The 24,146-nt window shown below is 61.0% G+C and carries 20 protein-coding genes; 8 read left to right on the forward strand and 12 right to left on the reverse strand.

Annotated features, from left to right (window positions below):
* Positions 1–733: HEAT repeat domain-containing protein (locus V7116_RS05305; protein ID WP_324390850.1), on the forward strand; the 733-nt coding region annotated here is incomplete at its 5' end.
* A 96-nt stretch (positions 734–829) separates the two neighbouring features.
* Here V7116_RS05305 and V7116_RS05310 read toward each other — a convergent pair.
* The 5 genes from V7116_RS05310 to pgeF all read right to left on the reverse strand — a co-directional run bounded on the left by V7116_RS05310 (position 830) and on the right by pgeF (position 3,959).
* The gene (locus tag V7116_RS05310; RefSeq protein ID WP_324390851.1) at positions 830–1,711 is read right to left on the reverse strand and encodes a hypothetical protein; all 882 of its coding nucleotides are present in this window, start codon (positions 1,709–1,711) and stop codon (positions 830–832) included.
* A gap of 40 nt (positions 1,712–1,751) precedes the next feature.
* A complete protein-coding gene (locus tag V7116_RS05315; protein ID WP_324390852.1) occupies positions 1,752–2,051 on the reverse strand; it encodes a DUF167 domain-containing protein in 300 nt (99 codons plus the stop codon).
* Positions 2,052–2,099: 48 nt separating this feature from the next.
* Positions 2,100–2,345, reverse strand: coding sequence for a YggT family protein (locus V7116_RS05320; protein ID WP_324390853.1), 246 nt, complete (start codon positions 2,343–2,345; stop codon positions 2,100–2,102).
* Between the two features lie 71 nt (positions 2,346–2,416).
* Positions 2,417–3,160: a YggS family pyridoxal phosphate-dependent enzyme gene (locus tag V7116_RS05325; protein ID WP_324390854.1), complete on the reverse strand. Its 744-nt coding sequence runs from the start codon at positions 3,158–3,160 to the stop codon at positions 2,417–2,419.
* Between the two features lie 10 nt (positions 3,161–3,170).
* Positions 3,171–3,959 carry a peptidoglycan editing factor PgeF gene (pgeF, locus tag V7116_RS05330; RefSeq protein ID WP_324390855.1) on the reverse strand — a complete coding sequence of 263 codons (789 nt, stop codon included), beginning with the start codon at positions 3,957–3,959 and terminating at the stop codon, positions 3,171–3,173.
* A 141-nt stretch (positions 3,960–4,100) separates the two neighbouring features.
* Here pgeF and V7116_RS05335 point away from each other — a divergent pair, with 141 nt between their 5' ends.
* The 7 genes from V7116_RS05335 to V7116_RS05365 all read left to right on the forward strand — a co-directional run bounded on the left by V7116_RS05335 (position 4,101) and on the right by V7116_RS05365 (position 15,125).
* The gene (locus V7116_RS05335; protein WP_324390856.1) at positions 4,101–4,685 is read left to right on the forward strand and encodes a PspA/IM30 family protein; all 585 of its coding nucleotides are present in this window, start codon (positions 4,101–4,103) and stop codon (positions 4,683–4,685) included.
* Between the two features lie 426 nt (positions 4,686–5,111).
* Positions 5,112–7,775 carry a GAF domain-containing protein gene (locus V7116_RS05340; protein ID WP_324390857.1) on the forward strand — a complete coding sequence of 888 codons (2,664 nt, stop codon included), beginning with the start codon at positions 5,112–5,114 and terminating at the stop codon, positions 7,773–7,775.
* Positions 7,772–8,473 (forward strand): response regulator transcription factor, encoded by a 702-nt coding sequence (locus tag V7116_RS05345; RefSeq protein WP_324390858.1) that lies wholly within the window; start codon positions 7,772–7,774, stop codon positions 8,471–8,473. The genes V7116_RS05340 and V7116_RS05345 overlap by 4 nt, the downstream gene beginning before the upstream one ends.
* Before the next feature lie 111 nt (positions 8,474–8,584).
* On the forward strand, positions 8,585–9,310 hold the full coding sequence (locus V7116_RS05350) for a response regulator transcription factor (protein ID WP_324390859.1): 726 nt from the start codon (positions 8,585–8,587) through the stop codon (positions 9,308–9,310).
* Between the two features lie 166 nt (positions 9,311–9,476).
* A complete protein-coding gene (locus tag V7116_RS05355; RefSeq protein WP_324390860.1) occupies positions 9,477–10,520 on the forward strand; it encodes a TadE family protein in 1,044 nt (347 codons plus the stop codon).
* 30 nt (positions 10,521–10,550) lie between these two features.
* Positions 10,551–12,725 (forward strand): TadE/TadG family type IV pilus assembly protein, encoded by a 2,175-nt coding sequence (locus V7116_RS05360; RefSeq protein WP_324390861.1) that lies wholly within the window; start codon positions 10,551–10,553, stop codon positions 12,723–12,725.
* Positions 12,726–12,824: 99 nt separating this feature from the next.
* Positions 12,825–15,125: a TadE family protein gene (locus tag V7116_RS05365; protein WP_324390862.1), complete on the forward strand. Its 2,301-nt coding sequence runs from the start codon at positions 12,825–12,827 to the stop codon at positions 15,123–15,125.
* Between the two features lie 171 nt (positions 15,126–15,296).
* Here the strand turns inward: V7116_RS05365 and V7116_RS05370 are convergent, their stop codons facing one another.
* The 7 genes from V7116_RS05370 to V7116_RS05400 form a co-directional block, all read right to left on the reverse strand.
* Complete coding sequence (locus V7116_RS05370) at positions 15,297–16,073, reverse strand: DUF2085 domain-containing protein (protein WP_324390863.1); 777 nt, start codon at positions 16,071–16,073, stop codon at positions 15,297–15,299.
* Positions 16,074–16,096: 23 nt separating this feature from the next.
* The gene (locus V7116_RS05375) at positions 16,097–17,737 is read right to left on the reverse strand and encodes a cytochrome c biogenesis protein/redoxin (protein ID WP_324390864.1); all 1,641 of its coding nucleotides are present in this window, start codon (positions 17,735–17,737) and stop codon (positions 16,097–16,099) included.
* 212 nt (positions 17,738–17,949) lie between these two features.
* Positions 17,950–18,630 carry a hypothetical protein gene (locus V7116_RS05380; RefSeq protein WP_324390865.1) on the reverse strand — a complete coding sequence of 227 codons (681 nt, stop codon included), beginning with the start codon at positions 18,628–18,630 and terminating at the stop codon, positions 17,950–17,952.
* Between the two features lie 123 nt (positions 18,631–18,753).
* Positions 18,754–19,083, reverse strand: a complete 330-nt coding sequence (locus V7116_RS05385) for a hypothetical protein (protein WP_324390866.1) — start codon at positions 19,081–19,083, stop codon at positions 18,754–18,756.
* 135 nt (positions 19,084–19,218) lie between these two features.
* A complete protein-coding gene (locus tag V7116_RS05390; protein ID WP_324390867.1) occupies positions 19,219–21,858 on the reverse strand; it encodes a CBS domain-containing protein in 2,640 nt (879 codons plus the stop codon).
* A gap of 31 nt (positions 21,859–21,889) precedes the next feature.
* Positions 21,890–22,963: an isocitrate/isopropylmalate family dehydrogenase gene (locus V7116_RS05395; RefSeq protein WP_324390868.1), complete on the reverse strand. Its 1,074-nt coding sequence runs from the start codon at positions 22,961–22,963 to the stop codon at positions 21,890–21,892.
* Between the two features lie 166 nt (positions 22,964–23,129).
* Entirely contained in the window at positions 23,130–24,137 is a 1,008-nt protein-coding gene (locus V7116_RS05400; RefSeq protein WP_324390869.1) for an aminoglycoside phosphotransferase family protein, read from the reverse strand.
* Positions 24,138–24,146: the final 9 nt, after the last annotated feature.

Consider the following 24,146-nt stretch of genomic DNA (forward strand, 5'->3'; position numbering starts at 1 on the left):
GGAGATCCGGCAGTTGGCGTGCATCGGCCTGGGTGCGCTGGGCAACCCCGAAGCCGTCAAGGATCTCGCGCCCATGCTGACGGATTCCGAGCGCAACGTACAGCTTGCCGCCGGGCTGGCCCTGGGGGCGATCGGGACCGAGGCCGCGTTGGAAGTGATGGTGCAGGGACTTCTGGATGGCACGGAAGAACTGCGCCGCGCCGTAGCCGAAGCCCTGGCCGCGATCCCCGATGTGGGCTATGCCATTCTGCGCGACGGCATCCAGGCGGAAGATATCATGATTCGCCGCGCGACCGTGTACGGCCTCAGCCGCGTGAAGGCTCCCTGGGCGCTGACGGCGCTCTACCGTGCCATGCTGGAAGACGAGCAGTGGTACGTTCGCGCGGCGGCGGAAGAAGCGTTCATGGAAGCGCAGTCGCCCGCGCGTGAGGGGCCGCACGCCCATCCAGAAGCAGATTCGCTGACGTGGCTGATCCAGTGGGCGGCAGAGCGCGGCGAAGGTGTGCCCGCCGGGTCCAACGCGCGGCAGGTATTGGTACGCGTTCTGCAAGAAGGTCAGCCCGTGTACAAAGTGATGGCGGCCTCGACGCTGGGCCTGCTGGGGCACTTCCAGGCGCTTAAGCCGCTCTATGCCGCCCTGCGCGACCGGCATCCCGAGGTGCGCAGCGCCGCTTATCAGGCGTTGGCGATGATCCAGTTCCGCACCGGGGAACCGCTCCCGGGATTGGCGTAAGGGCAGCGCAATCAGTAAGCTGTTTCACAGGCGTTCGCAACAAAAAGAGCATGCCAGACGGCATGCTCTCGTTTTTTCCGGCGGATAATGCTTGATTTACTGCCCGCTGATCTCTGCCGTCGCGTCCGGCGCGGGGATCGGCAGCGCATCGCTGAGGATTTCCGGCAGAATCTCGTCCTCCGGCGCGCACAGCACGAAGTCGCGGATGTTCGTGTGGTAGATCAGCGACTGCGCAGCCCCGCGCAGCACGATGCGATAGCCGGGGGTGATAACCTCGTCATACGTGACGTCGGTTTTGGGACAGCCCAGGCTTGTATCCGGCCAGTCCACCGCCAGCAGTCCGACGAGATCGATCTGCGCGTCCGGCACGCCGAGCCGCTGCGCGGCGTCGTGCGTGACCAGCTCGGCCATCGACCCGGCCACGGGATCGATCGGCAGCGGCTTGCCTTCCTGGGCCAACCAGCCGGGATCGTCGCACTCGAAGATCGTGTCCTCACGGTCGGTGTGATACACCACGATGCGGTTTCCGGTGCTGAGCAAAATGCGGTAGCCGGGGATGATGGCGCTGCTGACGTCGGTCGTGCCCGCGCCACGGGACGCGCAGCCGAGCGCCGTGTCCGGCCATGTGAAGGCTTCCACGCTCAGCAGGCGGATATCCTTGCGGTCGACGCTGCCCGCACTTGCCAGATCGTCCATTGCTTGCAGGATGAACGCCTCGGCATCGGCGGGAATTTCCAGAACGTTAACAGGGGTGGGGGTCACGCCGATGGCAAGCGCGGACGGAAGGTCGGTCGCAGTGGGCGGCAGGGTGGCTTGCGATGGCAAAGGAAGCGGCGTCAGCGTGGCAGTTGGCGGCACAAGCGTGCGAGTCGGCACGGGGCCGGGCGTTGCGTCATCTCCGCCACAGCCCGCCGCCAGCAGCACAATACCCACCAGCGCGGCCAGCCATTTCGGCGCAGGTTTTGCTCGCTCAGACACGCCCCACCTCGCTTCGCGGGAGCGGGATCGAGAATGCCAGTCAGGCTAACAGCCGCTCGTCGATCCAGCTCGGAGAAATGCCATCCACACTGATAATCTTCTTTGGCTGGTTTTCCCCGGCCACGATCGTGATTTGGGAGGGATGGACGTCGAGCACGCTGGCAAGGAACTTGATGAGTTGTGCATCTGCATAGCCGCCTGCCAGCGGCTCGGTCAGGCTGATCTGGATCGACCGATCCTGCAACACCCCGACGACACCAATTTCGTCGGCTGCATCGATCACCATCACCGCAAATGCAGCGCCTCGCTTAGCATCGGTGATATTAAACTCGCGCGGCATGCTGTTCCCTTTCGCACCCGGGCGGTGATGGGCCGCGCCGGCTAGCACTTACGCAAACATCTGCACCAGGATCTGTCCCAGGACTTGAAGCAAAATGATAGCGATGATGGGGCTAAAGTCAAGTCCGGCGGCAGGGGGCATCAAATCTCGTATCGGTTTCAGCACCGGTTCGGTCAGATCGATCAGGGTACGGGCGAGGGGACTGCTGGGGTCGATCTGGACCCAGCTCATCAAAACACGCGCCAGGATGATCATCGAGTAAAGCTGAATGAATAGTGCAACCAACTCGGCCAAGGTTCGTTCTCCTCACAGTGCAAAGCCTATCATAGTACACGGTAAAGTCGCGCGCCGTTCAATTGCACGGGCTATGGCGTCCCGCGCGAGCCAAAAATGGCGCGTCCCACCCGTACCAGTGTCGCGCCTTCTTCCACGGCGACCGGGTAATCGTCCGACATGCCCATGCTGAGCTGCGACCAATCGGTGGCGGGAAACTCTTCCGCCAGCGCGTCGCGCAGCTCGCGCAGCGCCGTAAATACGGGCCGGGCCTGTTCTGGCTCGTCCACGATGGGCGCCATCGTCATCAGGCCGCGGATGTGGAGCTGTGGCAGTGCCAGAAGCGCGGTTACATCGTCCCACAATGCCCGGCGAACCGCCGGATCGTCGCGCCATGCCGCCATGTGCCAGCCTTCTTTGCTGGCCTCGCCGGAGACGTTGATCTCCAGCAGCACGTCTAACTGCGATTGGCGCTCACTTAATATACGGGCAAGCCGCCCGGCGAGTTTCAGGCTGTCGAGCGAGTGCACCAGCGCGAAACCCTCCGTCGCGTAACGTGCTTTGCGGCTTTGCACGTGCCCGATTAAGTGCCACTCGACCGGCGTGTCGCACAGCCGCGCGACCTCGGCCATTTTGCCGATGGCTTCCTCCGGGCGATTTTCGCCAAAGCGCCGCTGGCCTGCGGCGGCAGCTTCCGCCACGACCTGCGCCGGGTGGGTTTTGCTGACCGCAATCAGCGTCACGTCGTCTGGCGAGCGATCCGCGCGGGCGCACGCACGGCGAATCTCGTCGTAGACAGCCGCGAGCCGTCCTTCGATCGTATCTGGTGTTTCCATCCGGTTAAGTTTACTCCCTCAGCGCGATCATCACACCAAAGCGCCCGGTTTTGCCGCGTTCGGCGCGATGAGAGAAAAACTCGTCCGTGTGACTGGCCGTGCAGATCCCCGCGATCTCGATCTGCCGTACGCCCGCGCGTTCGAGCGCGGTCCGGTTGGCGGCCCACAGATCCAGGTATGCGCTGCCATCACTCGCGCGGTGCACCAGTCCATCCGTGCCGCCGAAAGCCTCTGCAGTCGCTTCGACGACTTCCGGCCCCACCTGATAGCGGTCCGGGCCGATGGCCGGACCGATTCCGGCGAGCAGGGCTTCCGGCTGGGTGCCGAACGCCGCTTGCATCGCCTGCACGATGCGCCCCGCCATGTTCTGAACGGTGCCGCGCCAGCCTGCATGCGCCAGCCCGATGGCGTCGTGGTCGGGATCGTACAGCACGATTGGCGTGCAGTCCGCAAAGCGCATGGAAAGCGGCACGCCGCGCTGGTTGGTGATCATGCCATCGGCGCGCGCCAGCCAGCGCCGGTTGTCCGCCCGCGCGTGCACCAGGACCGTATCGGCGCTGTGTACCTGCCAAACGGTGCACGCCCGCGCCGGGTCGAGATCGAGCGCGTGATAGGCTCGCTGAAGATTCTCGTTGACGGCGTGCGGATTATCGCCCACCGTGCCGCCGAGGTTCAACGACGACCACGGCGCGGCGCTGACGCCGCCCAGCCGCGTGAAGATCCCGTGCGTGAGGGTGTTGTGACCGGCCAGGCTCTCGAACTGGTAGTATACGGGGCCGCTGCCGTTGATTCGCCTCACACGCTTATCCTTTCCTCTTCCGTTCGCTGCGATTATAGCGCACCGCCGGACGGCCCGTCGAGGCAGTTCTGGGGCGCTGTGCCACCTATGAATCGCGCGTGCGCATTGCACGCCTCTCTCGCGGTAGGTACAATTACACTTATGGCGAAACTAACCGATAAATTCAATGTGCTTATACGTTCCAGTGTGCGCGGCGTATTCGGCAGTGGCTCGGACCAGCCTCCGAAGCTGGGCAAAGACGCGGCACGTCAGGCGGAAGCGCTGCGCGCCGAGGTCAACAGCGCGCTCGATGACGAGGATCGCATCAGCGCCGAGATCGCCGGGCTGGAACGGCAAGCCGCGGAATGGGATCAGCGCGCCGATCAGGCGCTGGCCCAGGGCGACGACGCGGGCGCACGCCATGCCATCCGCCAGATGCAGGGCGCACAGCAGCAGGCTAGCTTCCGCCGCGCCGAACTGGACCAGCACCGCCGCTATACGGCAGATCTGATCAGCCGTGTGAATACGCTGGAAGCCCGCCTCGCGCAGGTTCAGAGCCAAAATCAGCCGTCCACCGCGCCAGACAACCGCCTCAAGGAGTCGATCGCGGGCCGGTTGCAGCGCATCCAGCAGTCGTTCGAAAGCTCCGAACGGCAGCCCGCCGCCTCTGACGATGCGTCCGCGCAGATGAACGAGCAGACTGTCGAGGACGATCTCGCGCGCCGCCGGTCCAGATTAAGCCAGTGAGTTTGTGGTGTTTGTAGAGAGATTTTGAACACCGCTGCTTATGGGGCGGTGTTTTTTGTTTGGTCAGAAAGTCTGTGTTGGTAGTTTTCTTAGGTGTATATCATATAACTTGTAAATAGTTTAAAAAAGAAGTTTACATTCTTAAGGATTCTGGGGTAAAACAAGCATACACTGTTCGAATATGTTCAAATATGACTGTTTTTAGGTCGATTGCCTGCCCCGGCAGGGTCAAAACGCTTTTTGAAGCACCGGTACGTGGCCGGTAGACGGCCAGACTAAAACACATATACGGGACCGCTCAATGCTGCATGCCCTCACGGCTGCGCCGCACGCTGCCATATCAGGCTGGCAGACCGGATTTCCCCCGGCGGCAAGGGTACGGATGCAGCCTGCGGCCTTCTAGCTACTGCGCGGGCAGGGTGTCCTATGGACTTTTTGCTGAACATTAATGCCGCTCGCATTCTGGTCGCGGAACATAACCCTGACCGTATGACCGAAACGGCCCAACTGCTTCAAGCCGCGGGCTACAACGTGCAGAAAGCCTATAACGTCGGAGATGCGCTGTTTTCGCTCGAAACAGGCCAGTTCGATCTGGCCTTGATCGACGCGAATATGAAGGACCGCGAACAACATTTACTCGTCGAACAGATGAACACGCTGCCCGGCGCTCCGGTGCGATGGCTGGTCGTGGCTGGCGAGGGCGATCCGGCCCCTGAAGCACTGCTGCGGCATGGCGCGCTGGCCTATCTGCCGCGCGCGTTCGACCGCGAAACGCTGCTGCGCAAAGTGCGCGCCGCTCTGCGCAACGAGACGGAGGTTCCGCCTGCTGCGGCAGCACGCCTCTCCATTGCTGACACGGCTCCAATGGCGCTGTCTGGGGGCGCTGTCGAGGTCCAGGAGCGCCTTGAGCGCCAGCTCATCGAGCAGCGCACGCTGTCTTCGTTGGCGCGATCGCTCAGCTCCGTGCTCGACCTGGACGTGCTGCTGACCGAAGTCGTGGAGGCGGCGGTCAGCCTCAGCGGTGCGGAAGAAGGTCTGCTGCTCCTGCCGGACGACGAGGAAAAAGCCCTCTATATCCGCGCAGCGAGAGGCATCGACAACAAAATCGCGCAGAATTTCCGGGTCAAGACGCAAGACACCCTCGCGGGGCAGGTTTTTCGTTCCGGCAGCCCGATCCTGATCGGTGACCAGGGCTGGCAGAAGGTCAAAACGGAATACCTCGTGAAGTCGCTGCTCTACGTCCCGATGTCCAGCAAAGGCCAGATCGTGGGCGTGCTGGGCGTCAACAACAAAAAAGCGGCGCGTACCTTCAACGAGCACGATAAAAGCCTGCTGGAAGATCTGGCGGCGCATGCGGCGGTCGCCATCGAAAACGCGCGGCTGTACGAAGAAAGCGTGATCCGTACCCGCGACCTGGGCACGCTGGTTCGCGCGGGCGAGGCGGCGAACTCGACCCTGGCTATCGACCGCGTGCTGGCGACCATCGCGGGCCAGTTGATCAGCGCGCTGGAAGTCGATCAGTGTTACATCGGGGAATGGGAGCAGGAAGCCAAGCGGTTGGATACGCTGGCGGTGTACTACCGGGCGCGCTGGCGTTCTGCGGACGGGCCTGCGCTGCCGATGGCGACCAACCGCACCATCGAGGAAGCGTTCGCCAAGCGTTTGCCGGTGCACGTAGAGCCGGTCAAGCAGCACGCCGATCATCCCCTGGCGGGGTGGATGCCGCATTTCTACTGCGCCCAAAGCGCGATGTATATCCCGCTGTTCACGGGCGATCGCATGATCGGCATGGTTACGCTGACGCACATTCACGCTTCCCCGGACGTTTCGGAGATTCAGGCGATCACCGGCCAGATCCAGCAGCTTGGGATGCAGGCCGTGGCAAGCCTGCTTGGGTCGAGCAAAACGCAGCGCCAGCAGTATCTGCTGCACGTCGCGCACCAGATCATGGATCTGGCGAAGGCCGATTGGTGTGAAGTCGCGCTGTGGAATGCCGCGCGCAACCAGTTCAACACGGTGCTGTCGTACGGCGAGGCGATCTGGTCGGATGGCGCACCCAGCCTCAAACTTGAGCGTTTTCCCGAGCTTCAGCGTATTCTGGACGAGCAAAAGGCCGTTTACGGCAGCCTTACGCCGGATATGCAAACGCTGATCAAAGAGAATTCGGGCAAAGCGATGCTGGTTGTACCGCTGATTATTAAGGGCCAGACCGCTGGGGTGGTGGTCTTGACTGATGCTTTGCACGAGCGGCAGTTTGCTCGCCGGGAAGTCGAACTGGCGCAGGCGCTCGTTTTGCAAGCCGCCAACGCGCTGGCGAATGCGCGCCTCTACCGCGATCTGGAACTCAGCCTGGAAAAGCTGCACCTGACGCAGAGTAAGCTGGTTCAGACGGCACGCCTGTCCGCGATGGGCGAGCTGGCCGCGGCGATCGCGCACCAGATTAACAACCCGCTGACCACGATTTTGGGCGATACGGAAATGGTGCTGCAAGACCTGCCGCCCAACGATCCGAATCTGGAGCCGATTCAAGCAGTGTCGCGCGCGGGCAAGCGCGCGCACGAAGTCGTGCGGCGGTTGTTGGCGATGGCCCGCCAGCGCACGCCGGACGACACCGTCGATGAGATCGACGTGAACGAAACCATTCGCAACACGCTGACGCTGGTGAAAGGTCACGTGGAGCAGGGTAGTGTCGCCCTCGTCGTCAGCTTGCAGGATAACCTGCCCGGCGTGTCGGCGGTTCGGGGTGAATTGGAAGACGTGTGGCTGAATCTGCTGTTGAACGCGCGCGATGCCGTCGCCAACCGGCCCAACTCGAAGATCGGTATTACATCCGAAAACGACGCAGAACACGGCGCCGTGCGTATAATTGTGTGGGACAACGGGACGGGGATTGCGAAGGACCACCACGGAAAGGTTTTCGATCCATTCTTTACGACCAAGCCTGTGGGCGAAGGGACCGGGCTTGGCCTGCACATTTGTCAGCAGATTGTCGAAAAGTGCAAGGGTAGCATCACTTTTGAGAGTGAATATAATGAAGGCACGCGTTTTGTGATTGCGTTGCCCGTATACGCTGGACAAGAGGTATTATGACGACACCCTATATTCTTGCGGTGGATGACGATCCCGAAGTCCTGGGTACTTTGACGCGGGCGCTCAGCCGCGAGGGGTTCGAAGTAGGTCGCGCGACTTCAGGGTTTGACGCGTTGCGGCTGCTGGCCGACCGCCAACCCGATCTGTTGGTGCTTGATATTATTATGCCCGGTTTGGATGGCCTTGCGGTGTGCCGCAAGATCCGCGCGGAAGATCGCTACAGCGACCTGACGATTTTGTTCCTCACGGCGCGCGGCCAGACCGATGATGTGGTGGCGGGCCTGGACGCTGGCGGCGACGATTACCTCATCAAGCCCTTCGAAGTGGCCGAATTGATCGCCCGTGTCCGTGCTTTGATTCGCCGCACACAGCGTAACGTGATTACTGCCAGCCCGACGCTCGACATCGGCTCGCTGCATCTGGATTCTAGCATGCATCAGGCGACCGTTGGCGAGCGCCCCCCGATTCAGCTCACCGCGACCGAACACCGCCTGCTGCGGTACCTCATGGAGCACAACAATCAGGCCCTTTCGCCCCAGCACCTGCTGGAAGCGGTGTGGGACTATCCGCCGAATACCGGCGATCCCGATCTGGTCCGTGCGCATGTCCGCAATTTGCGGGCAAAACTGGAAAAGGGCGAGGAAGAACTGCGCCTGATCCGCACGATCCATGGGGTCGGATATATGATCTCCGGATAACCCGGCGCACTGTCAAAGATTTTTCACAAGACTTTCATAGCTCCGGCCTTTCTAAGCGCCTTTTGTCGCGTATACTAAATCCAGAAAGACGCTGTATCAAAGGCTGGGGACATGACCAAGTCTAAACTTTCCGTTCGTAAGGTATTGGTTGTTGATAGCAATCTTGAGACGCGGGGTAAGATCTCCACAGTGCTCAGTTATGATGGTTATGCCGTCATAGAAGCGGAGACGGGCCAGCGCGCAATAAAGTTAGCTGCTGAACAGCGTCCTGAGGTGATCATTCTGGACAGCCAGCTTTCGGATATGAGCGGCTACGATCTGTGTTCGCGGCTGCGCCGCACGCCCGTCGTAGAGCACACACCGATCCTGTTTGTCAGCGCGAATCACGGCGCGAAGTACGTCGCGCGCGCGCTTGATTCGGGCGGCGATGACTACGTGCGCCGTCCATTCGTCCCGCGCGAGCTGAGCGCCCGCGTCCGCGCGCTGCTGCGGCGTTCCGGCGATAAGCAGTTGAACAACACGCCTTCGATCCTCCTTGAGCCAGACGGCCACCGCGTCACCGTCGATGAGCGGATGGTGGAACTGACTCCCACCGAGTTCCAGCTTCTTGAGCACCTGTGCAGCCATCCCGCCGTGCGGCATACCGCGTCGTCGCTGCTGCAAGATCTGTGGCAATATCCGGCGGGAACGGGCGACACCGCCCTGGTGCGTAACCATATCCGCAACCTGCGTCGTAAGATCGAAACGGACCCCGATCGCCCGTCGATTATTCTCTCATTTCACGGTCGCGGTTATATGGTTAATGCACTGGTGCTGTACCCCGAACGACAGGTGTAAGTCGGTCTTCTACACAGCTAACAAATCTTTATAAACTCCTCACAATTGAATACAGGGCCGCCAAGGCATCTATGGTATTATTCAATCAAGGAAAGCGCGACGAAGGATCAATTCGCGCTCTTCCTCTCTCACGTATTGCCTGGATGTCCTGATCTGAGGTGAGACCATGCGAGCCAGATGTCGTCGACTGCTTGCCATCCTCGATGGCGCACCTGCGGGCGCTCGCGGCCAAAGTCTGGTCGAACTAAGCCTGTCGGTTCCCATTTTGCTGGTGATGCTTATGGGGCTGGTGGAAGTGGGCTGGTTCGCCAATAACTATATGGTGCTGCTCGATAATGTCCGTGAAGCCGGACGTCGCGGTGCGGTTCTGGACCCGCTTGTTGACTGGTGGCCGCACCAGGAAAAACGTTACCAGGCGATGGACTGCGAGTTTACCGACCAGAAATTCAACTCGATCGAAGGGGAAGACTACAACGTCGATCCTGCCGATCCCGATTCCTCCTGGCCGTGGAGGGATTTGAGCGCCTGGGGATATACTGCGGGCGCTGAGTTTTCGAAGTATGGCTTCTATGACGACGTCTCGTGCCTGATCCTGCGCAACATGGCTCCCCTCGATTTTGACAGCACCACCGATGACATCGTCGTCTCGGTGTTTTCTTATGCCGTTATCGACCCCAGCCCCAACGATGGCGACCCTACAGGTATGGAAGTTCGCATCATTGGCCGCTTCCCGCCCGACACGAACGAATGCTCCGGTGAGCCCGATCCGTTTGACTGGCGTGGCGCCGGGGTACTTGACGGGCCTGACGGAGATGCCGGTGATCCCGGTGAGTTTTCGGAGTACTACGACTCAACAAGCGATGAGGTTCGCGGCTATGTGATGCGTGGCAATCACGTTGCTGAGGATGATGCCATTGGGTTGGCCTGTTTGGGATCGGACTTCAGCACGGCTGACGTTCAGGAAATGCTTAATTTCACCAACATCACCAATGAAGACGAGCGCATGGAAAAAATCGAGAACATGCGTAAGTTCGGTATGGTGCTGGTGGAAATGGATTGGAAGCATCACCAGTTGTTCGGAATGCCCTGGTTCAACCTGGGACCGCTCGGCGATGGTCCTTATATCCATGTCTGGACATTCTTCCCGGTCTCCGGCGCGGAACTGGACATGCTCAACGCGACTGTGCCTTTGTCTTCTAATTACCAGTAAGCGGCGTGCCCCAGTCCGAGAGATAGGTAGATGCTGATGAAGAACGTACTGTTTCAGAATTCAGTTGCTCGACGGTTCCGGCGCAGCCAGCGCGGGCAGTCGATCGTGCTGTTGGCGATTGCCTTTTTGGCTCTGATTGCGTTTGTGGGGCTGGTCACGGACGTGGCGATGATGTTTGTGCGCTACGCGGCGCTGCGCCGCGCCGTGGACGCGGCGGCTATCGCCGCTGCCGGGCAGATCCGTGAAGGAACCGACTATGCTGAAGTGACGATGGCTGCTGAGCAGTACATCCAGCTCCACGGCATCGACCCGGACACCGTCCTCGTCGAAACGTGCGAAACGGACGTCTACCAGTGGCGTCAGGGCGTAGGTCCGTGGGAAGGCGAGGGTGCGCATCCCGAAGAGTATGATGCGTTGGGGAAGCTCGTTCCGGTTGCGACTCAGATGGGCAATACGGAACTGTGCAACTGGTCGGACCCGCGCAAGCTGGTGCGTGTCAGCGCCCAGATTACGTCACCAACTTCGTTTCTGAAGCTTTTTGGTTTTGACGACTTCATCCTTGAAGCGACCTCCCTTTCTGAGACGGCGGTGCTCGACGTGGCCCTGGTGATCGACACGTCAGAATCCATGTCGAAGTACACGTATCTTCAGTCACCCACTTATTCGGTCCCGGCTGGTGAGGAAGATACCTTTGTAAAGTACTCGAACCAGGGGTCCGGTGAATTCTCCACGCAGCTTTACGATCGTTGTTTCGGCGGCTATCTCGGCTCAAACACCACATTCCGTTGGGGTGGGTGCTGCAATGACGTTGGCCAGGGGTATGTTGGTGACGGTTCCAAACAGAGTAACGGTGTGACGGTCCCGAACGGCCAGATCTGGCATGATACCAACGGGAATTTACTGTACGACGGTCCCGCCGAAAATGGCGTGCTGCCCGGCAGCAATCCGCAGACCGACTGGTTAGGCTATGATGCTGACCCACGCGATCCAAGCGAGAAATCAGAGTACTTTAACTATACCACCCTGGTTTGTATGCCGTTCAAGGATGTGAAGGACGCCGCCCGTCTCTTCATCAAGCGTCTTGACTTCGTGCGCGGCGACCGTGTTGTGTTCGTGACCTTCGACCGCAACGGTACGATCTACGATCCTGACGGTGCTGGCAGTACCTTCCGCCCCCTGATCAATAGTGAAGAAGTGGCGATTTCAACGCTGGATCAGAAGATTGGCGTGTGGATTAATCCGAATCAGTGGCAAGACTGGGATATTTGTCAAGAGGAGTTAGGGTCGAAAATTACCTGGGCTGACTGGTCTGACTTAGGTGCTGATCCCGCGACTGAACCTCATCTGCGGCCTTACTCCTATGAGAGCATTGGACCTTGTGGTAATACGAACATTGGTGGCGGTATCCGTGGTGCGGTCAGCGCGCTGACCGATCCTGACGACATCCGTCGTGAAGCAGTATGGGTGATGATCGTACTGAGTGACGGTGCAGCGAATGCAACCGATCCGAGTGCGGCAGTACCTGCAGGCTATGGTGGTGTCCCTGAACGTGTGTATGGCCAATATGGATACTGTCCGTGGTGGACCTTCTGCCGCCAAACCTTTGTCAGTGAAGGGGCTGAGCCAGCATTCCTGGGCTATGATGACGATACGACTGAACCGTGGCCTCAGTGCAACGGCCAGTCGCAGGTTGAGTATGACGTACCGACCTGCAACGACGACAATGCAACCTCGCGCCACTTCTGCCTGAATTCCGATCTCCAGCAGGAAACCGGCAATGTCGAGTGTGGCGAAAGCGGGCGTTACGATGCTGACGACTATGCGCGCGACATGGCTGATTTTGCGGGCCTGATCGAAATTGCGGACAACAAGCCCGGCAACTTCATCGCCATGTACTCGATTGCGTTCGGTGAAGAAGTAATCACTGCCAATACCGGTGCGCCTCTGCTGCGTTACATTGCGGATGCGGGCGATAACGGCACCATCGATAACGACATTCAGCAAGACTGGCGTGACGATCATCTGTTGAATAGCTCGGTGTCCGCGGCTGATCTGGGCGAGCAAGATCCGTGCACAGACGACATGGGGAACCCGTTGGGCGCGACCGAGCAGTGTGGCCAGTACTACTACGCGGAAAACCAGCAAGACCTTCTGCGTGTATTTGAGCAGATTGCCAGCCGTATGTTCACCCGCATCTCGCGGTAACCGGCCCGGCGCTAGCGCGTTGTGAGTAAGGGGGACTAATTGATGAACCCGACCGAGGAACACAATAGCACACCAGCGCGGAGCCGCCGGGGGCAAACGATGGCTGAGTTTGCCCTGACGCTGCCAATCCTGTTGATGCTGATGTTCGGCGTGATTGAGTTTGCGCGTATCTTCCACGCGTGGATTACGCTGCAAAATGCGGCCCGCACGGCTGCTCGTTATGCCATTACCGGCCAGTGGGACGAAGACAGTGTCGCTGACGCGATCAGCTATGTCGAAGTGCCGGGCGAAGAAGAAGGCAGCGAAATCCGGCGGCAGCATATTCTCGATACGCTGGTTGGTTGCACGACCGATCCCGATCCGCTGTTTGTCGCACACTGGGGTCGTGACTGTGATCCTGCTCAGGTCGAAGACCAGGGCTTGCGGTCCGACCTAGCGCGCCTGCCTTCTATCATTGAGCGGGCGCGTGAAGGCGCTGAGGGGCTGGCGATGGCCGATGGCGAACATATCGTTGGCCTCACAAATCCTTATACCGGCAGTGACGTTAACTCCGAAACCGTGGATGAAGACTCTCGCGGCTGGTTCCACGTCTGGATGTGCAGCTCGCGGCCCCCGCTGGATGGAGTTGGCGATAAGCGCTATACGATGAGCGCAGATCGCACCGAGCGGCACTGCGACATCACGTCCGGTGAGCCAAACGGCACGAACCAGTATGACGCAGGCGGTCCTGGTGACGCCGTCGAAATTATCGTGTTCTTCAACCATCCGCTCATTACGCCGCTGGGTCTGGTGGACTATATCCCGCTCCAGGCGCGCCGCGTGATGATCAACGAGTCGTTCCGTTCGACCCGCGTCGTGAATCTGCCCGGTAACCTGGTCGGTGCGACCTGGACGCCCAGCAGCACGCCAACGTCCTCGTTTACGCCGACCAACACCTTTACACCGACGTGGACGTTTACGCCATCCTTCACGCCGATCATCGAGGATACAACTGAGCCACCGACCAGCGTGCCGCTGTGCACCGACCTGACCTTCCGTCAAGTCGATCCTGTCGTGCTGGTTGGCGATTCGCTGCAGGTGGCACTCGTGAATTCGGGCAGCGCGCCGTTCTTCCTCTCCGGCGTTGTGACCCAGTGGAAGCGCACGTCGACCTATCCTGATATGTATGCTGCTGAAATGCAGTTTGTGGGCCGGGTTGCGTTGTGGTCCGGTCACGACAGCGGCGGCGTTGATCCTCAAACGGCCATCGTGGATATGAGCAACAGCCCGTATCCGTACGCCTGGATGAGCAGCGCGCCAAACTACGATGAGCGGCGGCTCGACGCCGGGAATGCAACGTGGCAGATGAGCTTCCGCAACGGGCCGTCCGATCTCAACTCGCGCTTCCGCACGGGCGACTTCACCGGCACCATTCTGTACTTCTCGACCCAGTGGGGCGGCGACACGCACGACTGCGCGATGGAACTAGCTGACCTGCCGCTGCCGACGTCTACGCCTGAGACACCCCAGCCGACGCCTGTCTGCTCCGACTACTCGCTGTCGCTGCGGAGCTTCCTATCCGGTGGCGTGGTTCAGTATCGCATCACCAACAACGGCTCGACGCCGGGCCGCATGACCGGGTTCTCGATCAACTGGGATACATATAATCGGAGCTTCTTCGATGATAAGTCGTACCTGCTGGATCGGGTGAATGCGGGCGGAACGGGGGCGTCGGACCCGTCGAACATCCTGGTGTGGAACGGGACGAATGGTTCCGGTGATGCTACGCCGCCGGTGATCGGAAACGCGAGCAGCGGGACGGGCTGGATTACGTCGGCTTCGATCGACGCAGGCTCAAGCCTCGACGTGTGGCTCGTGTTCACCAACCTGGGCGGCGGAAGCACGGACTTCGATAACCTGGGTGTATACAAGTCGGACTTCAACGCGACCACCTTCACGTTCGATGGCGATCCGTCGTGCACGAAGCAGAACTTGGTCAATACGCCGACCGTAACCTATACGCCGTCCAGCACGCTGACGTTCACGCCGACCTACACGCCGAGCCGGACGCCGACGCCGACCCGTACATACACGCCATCCGTGACCTATACGCCGTCGCGCACGTTCACGCCGACCAAGACGTACACACCGTCCAACACGCCGACGCGGACGAATACACCGACGAAGACGAACACGCCGACCAAGACGTTCACGCCGACGAAGACGTATACGCCGACCAAGACCTATACGCCGACGAAGACGTACACGCCGTCCAATACGCCGGTTCCGACGAACACGCCTGTCGTTCTCTCGCCGACGCCGTCCTACACGCCGACGAAGACGAAGACGCCGACGCCGACCTATACGCCATCACCCACACCGACCCGCACGCCGTTTGGTGGTGGTTCCGTGGAAGGCTAGCCACTCCGCTCAAACTGAAAGACCCCGGCACTGCCGGGGTCTTTTTGTGAGTCGCTTCGGTCTATTGAAAGGCAATTGGCCGGAACAAAAACCACCCGCATTTGCGGGTGGTTTGCTGTGGGCTGTTTCCCTGCGTAACAACCTATCTGATTCGTGTAACTGTGCTGCGTGCTATCCTATGCTGCGCGCACGGAGTTCGCTGAGGCGCTGCTCGGCCTGTGCCAGTTTCGCTTCTACTGCGTCTGCCGTGTCACGCATGGACATCTCCAGATAGGGGAATGCCAGCCAGATGTTCATCAGGCCGAACATCATGCCGGTAAGCAGCCGGTAGATCGGCAGCGTTTCACGCACGGGCCACAATTCGAAGGGCGGGTAGCTTAAAAGCTGGCTGAAGCCGTCCAGCCCGATCGGCCCCAGGCCCAGCAGCACATAAAGCCACACGGGGGCAGGGCGCAGGCGTTTCCGCACGAAGATGAAAGCCACGCCTGCCAACGCCATCATGCCGTAGATGGCAACATCGCGCTCGCACAGGGCCGTTTTGTAGCCCATTTCCTCGTTGCCCTTGAATGACCGCGATTGGAGCTGCAAGTCTGCCGTCCACTGGTACAGGTCCAGCCCGGCGAAGTGGGGATCGCGGGCGGCGTAGACTTCGAACGGCGTCAGGTCCGATCCGGCAACCTCACGCGGGTAGGTGAGTTGATCCCCGAAGAAGAACCACGACCGGAACGCAAACTGGTGGCACAACGGGCTGTAAATCGTGTAGATCAGGTTCGCCGGGCCTTCCGCGCCTGCTTTCATCAGGACAGGGGCCGTCAACGAGAGGCCGATGTACAGAAACAGGAATAGGAGCGCGATTACCAGCCAGTGACGCGAAAGCCGCAGCACCCAGCGGTTGATGCGAACAAGGCGATTCAGCTCGGCTTCGCTGCGGACGGGCGGGTTTTTCATCTGGATATCCTTGTGATAGGCAGTTAACTGGTTAGGGTGTCGCTCAGATCCTGGTTGAGCTGCGTCATGTTCATTTCGCCCACGTAGTAGGCCACGATTACGCCGTTCTGGTCGATCAGGAAGCTGGTGGGGTAGCCCTGGATGCGCGCGCCGTACACGTCGCCGTTGATCGCGCCATCTTCGTCCAGCAGCAGCGGGAACGTGATGCCGAGATCATCCGTAAAATCGGTGATGGTATCTGCGCTTTCCTGGTAGTCCACACCCAGGACGACGAAATCCGGCTCGTGGAGAGCGTAGAGGCTTTGGAAGTAGGGGAATTCCGCACGGCATGGACCGCACCATGTCGCCCAGAAGTTCAGCAGCACGACCTTTCCGCGATAGTCGGAGAGTGAGACCGTGTCGCCATCGACCGTTTGGGTGGTGAAATCGGGCGCGCGCTGGCCGATCGCCAGGCCGGTGGGGACATCATCGGCGGCGCTGTTGTCACCCGCATTATCCATATTCGCAGCATCCGGGGCGGCGGCATCATCCGGGTCCACACCCGTTACGTCGCGGGAGGCGGCAACGTAAAAGCTCTCTTTGGTCCCGCTGCCGATGCACGAAAAGAAGCTGCCGGGTGCGACGTCGCCTTGAACCACGCCCACTGCGCAGTTTTCCATGTTGACGGATAGCTCCGCAAACGAACCGCTCTTGCTGCCAACTGTAGAAAGCCGCTGAAGCTGCCCGGTGAACACCGCCACACCGACCAGCATCAAAAATACGCCGCTGACTGCTTCGATGGTACGTGTGTTGCGCTGTAAGCGGCGGAAGATGCCCTGCGACTGGTTGAGCGCCAGCGCCGTCAGCAGGAACGGGATGCCCAGCCCAAGTGAGTAGGCGAGCATCAGCGGTCCCGCCTTGAGGATCGAGTCCAGGCCGCCTGTCGCCGCGGTGATCAACACCGATCCGTAAATCGGACCGATGCACGGCGTCCAACCTGCCGAAAACACAACGCCCATGAACATAGAGTTCAGGTAGGTGGCCTGGGACTTTGGCTGGTCCAGGCGGCGGGTGTCCGTGTAGAGCGTGACCTGCAGCCGCTCGACAATGCGCGACCAGAACTGGCCCGGCGTATCGGCTTTCAGCGCCTCGTGGAAGAACTGGATCAGCACCAGCACGACGACCAGCGTCAGGAACCACGACTCGACGAACAACCACCACGTAATCCCGATGAATGCGACGATAATCAGCGCCGAGATCAGGTTGGCGTACGGGTTCCGGTCGAGCCGGGCCGCGCGCGCTTGCAGCGTGCCGAGGATGCGCAGCAGCAGGCCACTGACGTGCAGTCCGAACAGAATGATGGCTGCGCCGCCGACCCGCGCCAGCCCGTCGCGCACGTCCCCTTCGGTGACGCCGAGCGCCGTCAGGGATGAGACCGCCGCGGTCGTCAGCAGGCCGAACAGCACGAAAAAGATGGTGAAACCGAGTACGAAAAAGAGGCCGTGTACCAGCGTGCCGAAGCGTTGATCGAGCGAGGGGCGTGCGTTGTAATCTTGCGCCTGCCGCGTGACGCGCCCACCCATGTAACCCACGTAGGCAGGAACGAGCGGCAGCACGCACGGCGAAACGAACGAAATGAGACCCGCTAGAAAAGCCAAGCCGATGGTGACGTTCGAAGATTCCACACCTACACTCCAGCCCTTACACTACCAATTACATCTATTTGGATGCTGCTCGCCGCATTTTGACCCATACTCTGGGTGAATCGATTTCACACGGCGCATCCAGTTTAAACAGCCCGTTATCGATTCAATCGAGGATAATACCCAACCTGGCAGGGACTTTCCAGCCGCAGCTTATGCCCGGCTGCTGAGACACTGGCCCGACTGTCTCGCCGCTAACCGTATGACTGTTGGCGCAGCACGAATCCGCGCACGACGATTCCGAATCCCAGCGTGACCAGCATTACGCCGAGCAGCGTTTCGTTGACGCTGGCGACATCCTGCGTGTCCATGAGCAGGCTGATGCCAATCCCCGCCAGCCCGGCGGCCCCGAGGAACGCGGGAATCCGGCGCTGCACGAGCGCGGCAAGCATCCACAGCACTGCCACACCGATCACGACCAGTGGCCACCATTCACGGAGGTCGCCGCTGATGTCGCCCCGGTTCATGAGCGTGCCGAAGATGCCCAACGCGACCAGCGCCAGCGCCAGAAACAGCACGCCAAACTGGACGCGAACCGGCGACGTGGGGCGGCGCAGTTCCGGCTGGGGCAGATGCGGGCGCGCGATATGGGGCCTGCCCAGGCGGAAGCGGCGGGTGCGGGCGCGGTGCATCGGTTCGATGGGGGCCAGATCGTCGGCTTCTTCCTCGTCGTTCTCCACGAAGCTGTCGTACGGCTCGAACGTGTAGCTGCGCTCGCTTTCGACCGGCACAAACGGCACCAGGGGCGGCTGTTCGTCCTCGTAAGGCAGCAGATCGGCGGTTGGCGCTCCAACCTCCTCCGATGTCAGCTCGGCATCGGACGGGATTTCGTCGTACTCTTCGTCTTGTGACTTTCGGCGGAACAGGCGCGGCATAGCTCACACTCCATCAGGCGGGCCGTGTGCGGTCCCTGTCAAAAAAAGACCCGGGATGAGCGAATGACTGCATCCCGGGTACTGTACATCAAAATGGGAGTGTTGAAAATACGCCGATTGGCGCTAGACGTGACTGCCTTCGATGCACTGCGTCCCCGCCGGGCCAACGATCGTGCCATAGCGCACGCCGCGCGGCAGATCGATGCGGTCGCCGGATTTGAGTGTCACGCGTTGTTTGCTGTCAGGGAAAATCAGTTCGAGGGTGCCTTGGATGCAGTAGAGCGTTTTGTGATAACCGTGGCTGCGAACCGGGTAGCGAAAGTTGGGGGTGTTCGACCACACGTAGGGCCGGAGTCCTTCTTCGCGCATTTGACGGGTAATCTTTTCCAGAGTGGGGTGCTGCCCGCCGCGCCACCGTGTGATCTGAATGGGGTCGATCGTTCCAACTGACATACCGGTTACTGCTACCTCCACGTTATTCATTTCGGACGTTGAGTGCGCGAGATGATACTCACGTTAACAACATTTTACAAGTGTTAGTTTCTTCCAACAGTTTGAATGTCCTAACTCTGGGCAAAAATAGGGCGATCAACCCGTGCCAGTTGGCGGATCTTCATCGGGTAGATCGGCTACCAGACGTTCCAAAAGGGCCTGTTCGTCCTCCGCGCTGTCGATGTCGCCGTCCAGCCAGGCGGCGCGCAGACGGCGCAGCAGCGGCCCATAGGCCGGACCGGGTTTCAGGCCGGTGAGCGCCCGGAGGCTGCGCCCATCGATGCTTGGCCTGACGAACTGCCATTCGCGCGCGAACTGCTCGATCGCGCGGCGTGCCTGGGCGGTGGGCGCGGCAGCCCACGCGGCCAGCCAGCCCACTTCATCCAGCGGTTCCAGCAGGGCGACGACGGCGCTGGGCGGCAGCGGCTCGCTCAAGGCAGGCAGATGCGCGATGGCCGTGCGCGCGTCCTGCACGTGATCGAGGTACAGGCGTCTGAACATCAGACGCTGGCCCAGCGACTCCACTTCGGGCTGAGACAGGCGTCCTACCAGCAGCGCCACAGCGGTGAGCATCCAGTTATCGAACGCGCCCAGCGAGGGCCACAGATGGTGCTCGCGGGCGTAGCGCAGCGCGTAAAATGAGGCGCGCACCCACTCGTCGATCACCAGATCGGGGTGGATTTGCGCCAGAATGTCCAGCCGTTCCAGCCGCGCCAGGGCGCGCAGCGGTTCGGCTTCGGCCAGGATCAAGGCCAGCTCGTGCCGGATGCGGTCGCCGCTGACACGATCGAGCAGCGGCAGCGCGCCATGGATCAGCTCCGCCGTGCGCGCTTCGATGGTGAAGCCGAGGCGCTGTTCCAGCCGGACGGCGCGCATCATGCGCGTGGGATCGTCGATGAAGCTCAGGCTGTGCAGCACGCGGATCACACCGTCGCGCAGGTCTTGTTCCCCGCCGTAGAAGTCGAGCAGATCCCCGAACGGTTCCGGCGCGAGCCGGATCGCCAACGTGTTGATCGTGAAGTCGCGGCGGTAAAGGTCGGGCTTGATCGAGCTGCGCTGCACGGTGGGCAGGGCGGTCGGTTCCTCGTAATACTCCATGCGGGCCGACACGAAGTCGATCGAGGCGGGCCAATCCGCGCTGCTGTATTCGACGTTCAGTTGGGCCGCAACCGCCTCGTCAGGCAGCCACTTCGCCGTGCCGAACTGGGCATGGCTGCGCATATCGCCGCCATAGGCCTGCTGGATGCTGTGCACCAGCTCGATGGCGTCCCCTTCGACCACGAAATCGATGTCCACGTTCGGCTGGTCGAGCAGCAGGTCGCGTACGAACCCACCGACCACGTACAGCCCAACGTGCCGGTCCTGTGCCTGCTGGGCGATCACTTCGACCAGCGTCCACAGGCCGCCCGGCAGCGCTTCGCGGAGCTTCTTGACGATCTGCGTGCGGCGCTGATCGTCGGGGTGGCGGCCCCACATCTTGATCAGGTCGGTGCGCGTCACGATACCGATCAGCTTGTTGCGGTCATCCACGACCGGAATCTGGCCCCAGCCGGAGCGCATCATCCGCTGCTGCAACACTTCGATCGAGTCCTCGGCGCGCACGGTGATCTGCCCGGCTTCCATGATGTGACGCACGGCCTGCCGCCCCATGCCGTGACTCATGGCGCGATCGACGGCGCGGCGGGTGAGCAGCCCGGCCAGTTTGCCGCGCTCCAGCACGGGGAAGCCCTCGTAGCCGGTGCGCTGCATCCGCGACGCCGCGTTTTCGACGCGTTCTCCGGCGTCGATGGTTTGCGCACCCAGCGACATCAGCGCGCTGACACGCACCGAGGCCGTGACGATTTGCGGCAGCAGGCTCAACAGTTCCTCGCGCACGCCGGATAACTCTCGCGCCCGGATCAGCGCCGCCGCCGCGCGGCTGTGCCCGCCGCCGCCGAAGTGCGTTGCGATGCGCGACACGTCGATGTCGTCGGTCGTGCCGCGCGCCACGAGCTGAATGTCACCATCGAGCGCGACCAGCACGAATACTGCGCCGGGATCGAACAGCTCGCGCAGTTTGTGGGCCAGCGTGGCGATTTCATCGACGGGCGTGTGCGTTTTTGCGCAGGCGATCACGACCGCGTGCCCGTTGACGGTATGGATTTCGGCGTGCTCGATCAAGGCTTCGTAGAGCACGCGCTGTTCTGTCACGAGTGGATGCTGCAAAAAATCGCGCACGGCGTCCAGGTCTGCGCCGCGTTCGAGCAGCCACCCCGCGCAGCGAATATCGCGCGGGGTGGTCGTGCCATAGAGCAGCGATCCCGTGTCCTCGTAGATGCCCAGCATCAGCAGGGTGGCTTCCACGGATTCGAGCCTGATGTTCCGCGCGTGAAGCTGCTCGACCAGCAGCGTCGTCGTTGCGCCCAGGATATCGCCGCTGAACTGCTGGTGCGGGGCCATCTCACGCGTGAGCGGGTGATGGTCGATGAACAGCAGCGGCGTGTCGGGGTGCATGCCGCGCACGGTCGAAAACCCCTGCGTATCGACCACCGTCACATGTTCGACGGGCTGGCCGCGCTTGAGATCGTCCGGCTGCACGAACGCGAACAGTTCCGAGTAGAGGTTCAGGAAACGCTCTACGTTGCGATTGACGCGGCGCGGCAGCACGGGGACGGCGTCAGGCGTCAGGCGATGCGCCGCCCAGAGGGATGCGATCGCGTCAAAATCGGCATTGTCGTGGGTGAGGATCAGCTTCACGGTGAGACCGCAATTCTTTCGGTGCGCGACCTTATCCCAGGGCTTCCCACACGGCGAGCTTGGCCCGGACGCGCCGGATGACCTCGTCCGTGAACTCGGTGGTGGTGGCATGCCCGCCTAGGTCGGCGGTGCGGATGCCGTCGTAGACCGTTTCCAGCGCGGATTCGCGGATCGCGCGGGACAGGCGCTGCGCGTGTTCGGTGTCCATGTAATTGACCAGCGACGCGCCCGCCAGGATCATCGCCATCGGGTTGGCGATGTTTTTGCCCATCAGCGACGGGGCCGTGCCGTGCGGCGCTTCCGCCATCACAGAGACCATTTCCAGGTCGTTGTTGAAGCCCAGCACCAGCGATTCCGACCCGGCGATGGTCCCGAACATCTTCAGCACGAGGTCGCTCATGCTGTCACCGTCGCGGTTCAGGGTCGGGATCACCAGACTTTCGCCCGTCGTTTCGAGCAGCAGGGCGTAGGTCGCGTCGATAAGCTGCGGGTCGTAGCGCACGGATGGGTGACGCTGCGCCGCGGCGTCCATTTCTTCCTTGAACATGCCTTCGTAAACCGGGCTGACCGTATATTTGGGGCCACCGAAGACTTTCGAACCGGTGCGCTCGGCGTAGCGGAACGTATACTCGGCCACGATGCGGCACGTTTTGCGCTCGATCTTCTCGGTGCGGTAGGCGACTTCGTCCAGCCCCTCGCCTTCGCGCCATTCCTTGGCCCCGTAGGCCCCATCCACGGCCATGCGCACGACGGCGATCGGCGCGTGCACGCCCGCGACGGGCTGCATGGGCGGAATGCGCCGCCCGACGCGCAGGATCACCTGGGCGTCGATGGCCTCGCGCAGAATCGCGTTGGGGCTGCCCACATCGTCGGGATTGCCGGGGGTGATCGTCGCGGCTTTAATGCCAAATTTGTTGGCGACGATCGCTTCCGCCGCGTCGTATACCACTTGATTTTTGGTCGCCCGTCGATTTTCGAGCGACAGGTCATAGGTTTTAAAATCTACGCCCATCGGGCGAACGAACGGTTCCAGCACGCGCAGCGCTTCAACCAGCAGTTCCTGGCCGGTCTGGTCGCCTTGCAGGACGATAATCGTGCGATTCACGGGTGACCCTGTCCTTTCCGTTGTGGATGGCGTCAGTGTGTATTATTCAGTCCAGTTGGAAAAAATCTGAACGAGTTTTCCGCATAAGACTATAAAATGATTGTCGCTGCGCAGCCCTTCCTATTCCAAGTCGCCCGCGAAATCGATGCACCGAGAGCACAATTCGTCAGGTCAGCAGGTGTTCCAGGTTGTACGCTGCTTCAATCAAGCCACCTGGCGCGAACTGCCGCTTGAACCACTCCACTGAATCCTGTTTCACGGCGTCGCTGGCGTCGGCGGCAAACACGCGCTCTGCAAACGCGGCCAAATCCTCCATCGACCGCTCAAACCGGTAGTACGCCATCACCAGCGGATCGATCTGCGTTTTGCCATACCCCTGAAAGAACAGTGACTCGATGCGTTCCTCGGTCACAAAGCCGCCGACGGTCACAAACATCAGGTCGCGTTCTTTGGGGGCCAGGATTGCTTCGTCCCAATCGACGATGAATAACTGCCCTTGCGCGTCAATCAGAACGTTGGCCGTATGGATGTCGGCGTGACACAGCACCCGGTCCGGCGCGCTCTGCTGCAGCCGGTGACTCAACCGTTCCGTTTGCTCGATAATCGTGCCGATCTCGTCGGCATGATCCTGCCAGAACACCGCAAGCTGCCGCTCGAAGGCGTTGTCATAAACGCGGTTCCCGATCGTCGCGTGCAGCGACTTGATAATTGCCATCCACTTGGGATGGGGAATGAACGACTCGCGCGGCATGTCGGCTCGCAGGTCGGGCGGAAGCTGCGTCGCATGCAGCGCTTTCAAAGCCTCGCCTAACGCGATCCACTGCATGTCTGCCAGCCCGGTGTTCCAGGCATTCGCGCCGTTGATGAACGGATACAGAATCAGCGTAAAGCGATCGACCGTTCCCCACGGCGCCCCGGCGCCGGTCAGGATCGGCGCGATGAGGTGAGCCATCCCCTGGGCGTGAAGGTAATGCGGCAGCAGGACGCTCAACCGGCTGGCAGGCTCGCTTCTGACCTTGAGAAAATAATCCTGCTGCCCGGCCCGTACGCGATATACCCCGGCGGCGGAATCGTATCCCAGCGGCAGAAACGTAAGCTCGGTGACGGTCAGGCCGTAGCTTGCCCTCAAGCAGGCGGCGATTTTTTCGTCCTCAATGCCGGGTTTGTCGAGCATAAAGATCCT

The sequence above is a fragment of the Aggregatilinea sp. genome (assembly GCF_036822615.1).
GTDB lineage: Bacteria > Chloroflexota > Anaerolineae > Aggregatilineales > Aggregatilineaceae > Aggregatilinea.